Annotated in this window: 2 protein-coding genes and 1 pseudogene; 1 reads left to right on the forward strand and 2 read right to left on the reverse strand. The window is 61.3% G+C overall.

The features are described 5' to 3' along the window. Both J2850_RS31995 and J2850_RS31485 read right to left on the reverse strand, forming a co-directional pair. Nucleotides 1-176 (reverse strand): annotated as a pseudogene (locus J2850_RS31995) (C4-dicarboxylate ABC transporter); the annotation flags it as partial. 20 nt (nucleotides 177-196) lie between these two features. After that, nucleotides 197-736, reverse strand: a complete 540-nt coding sequence (locus tag J2850_RS31485; protein WP_209991384.1) for a TRAP transporter small permease subunit — start codon at nucleotides 734-736, stop codon at nucleotides 197-199. 474 nt (nucleotides 737-1,210) lie between these two features. On the opposite strand from J2850_RS31485, the gene J2850_RS31490 reads away from it, so the two are divergent. Beyond that, a partial coding sequence (locus J2850_RS31490; RefSeq protein WP_209991386.1) for an MCP four helix bundle domain-containing protein occupies nucleotides 1,211-2,180 on the forward strand: 970 nt, incomplete at its 3' end.

Here is a 2,180-nt window from a genome sequence, read left to right on the forward strand (position 1 = left end):
CGTTCCGGCAGCGCCTGCAACAGCGCCGGGGTCAGCAGGCCCAGCTCGATGCCGATCAGGCCGAACGCCAGACCGTTGGCGGCCAGCGCGAAGGCCACCGGGAAACCCAGCAACAGGAAAATCACCAGGGCGCCGAACATCAGCGGCGCCATGTTGGTGGATACGAACTCGACCATCTTGAGGGCGCTCCCGGTCCTTACGAGTGGCTGTGCATCTTCTCGCCCGGCTCGTCGCGATGGCCGGTGAGGAAGGCGATGCGTTTGATCAGTTCCGACACCCCCTGCGCAGTGAGCAGGAAGAAACCGACCGGGATCAGGAGCTTGGCGGGCCAGCGGATCAGACCGCCGGCGTCGCTCGACATCTCGTGGGTCAGATAACTGTCCATGAACATCGGCCAGGACAGCACCATGATGAGTATCGCCATCGGAAACATGAAGAAGATGATGCCGAAGACGTCCACCAAAGCCTGTACCCGCCTGGAGAAGCGGCCAATGACGATGTCGATGCGGATATGTTCGTTACGCAGGAACGTATAGCCCGAGCAGAGCAGGAACACCGCCGAGAACAGGTACCATTGCAGTTCCAGCCATGCGTTGGAACTGGTGTTCAGGCCGTAGCGGATGACCGCATTGGCGGAGCTGACAACAACGGCGACGAGCACAAGCCAATAGACGAGTCTGCCGATGCCGTCGTTCAAGGCATCGATCATCCCGCTTAGTCTGAGCAGCACTCTCAACGGAGAACCTCCCTGTTGCGGGGGCGCGGCCATGCCGTCCCCTTTTGCTTTTGTTGCAGCCGCACATGCGCGCGGCAGGACGCAACCCTCTCTCGGATCGAGGGTATACCAAAAGATAGGATTGGGCGGGACTATTCCTTTCGGGGCGAAGCGCTGCAAGGGCTACGAAGGAGCTACGTGGAATCACGTAGTCACCCGTATCGGCGAATCGGGCAATTCGCATCGCATTAAGCGACGCAGCACGAGCCGCGGTCCGCATCCCCCTCGGGAAGAAATCCGGCAGGAAAACCATTCCGTCGGAACTTTTCCCTTTCTTATCAACGGATAACGCATATTCCGCGGCGACCGTCACCATTGGCGCAGGAATTGCTTTCGGTGAGCTGTCGACACAGCCGAGCGTCGCTTCACCTTGCAGACCAAGCCCCTGGACAAGACCGGGGCGGTATGGGGTGGCCGAAGATGAAGGGGATACGAATGACCTCGTTGGCGAACTTTTCCATCCGGTCAAAGTCCATACTGGTGTTTTCAATTATCACGCTGATGGCCCTGGCACTCGGCCTGTTCAGTCTCGGCCGCATGAGCGCCATGAATGAAGGATCCGAGGTGGTCCGTAGAAACTGGCTCCCTTCCGTCAATGCGGCGGCGAGATTGTATACCGCGTTCGACTATTACCGGATCATCGAGGCCGCGCACATCATCTCGACCGCCGACGCAGACATGGCTACCGAGGAAAAGAGCCTCGCGGAAGTGATCGCGTCCTTCGAATCCGCGCGGAAAGAGTACGAACGATATGTGACGCCCGGCTGGGAAACCGAGACATACAGAAAGTTCCTGGTAAACTGGAACGCCTACCTTGAGATAAGCCGGGACAGGTTGCTTCCCCTGTCGCGTCAGAACCAGACCGATGCTGCGGCGGCACTGTTCAGAGGTGAGTCGCGCAAGCAGTTCCGTGCGGCAAAGGCCACGGTGCAGGAGTTGATCGACTTCAACACCCGGGAAGCCTTCAAGGTGGCGAACGACGGTGCCGCCACCTACGAAACCAGCAAGCTCTGGGTCACCATCGCCGTTTTCCTGGTCTCGATCCTCTGTGCCGCTGCAGGCTGGGTCATCAGCGCGTCGGTCGTCCGCCCGATCCAGGCGATGACCGGTACGATGAACCGGCTGGCGGGTCGCGAGCTTTCGATCACCGTGGAGGGCACCGAGCGCAAGGACGAACTGGGCGCCATGGCGCGGGCGGTGCAGGTGTTCAAGGACGGGCTGATCGAAGCCGACCGCCTGGCGATGGCCGAAGCGGCCGAACAGCAGGCCAAGCAGCGCCGCACCGAGGCGGTCGAGCGCCTGCTCGCCGACTTCGAAACCTCGTCCAGCGCCGCCCTGCGCACCGTCGCCGCCGCCGCCTCCGAGCTCGACGCCACCGCCCAGAGCATGTCGGCGATGGCCCAGC

Source organism: Azospirillum picis (assembly GCF_017876115.1).
GTDB lineage: Bacteria > Pseudomonadota > Alphaproteobacteria > Azospirillales > Azospirillaceae > Azospirillum > Azospirillum picis.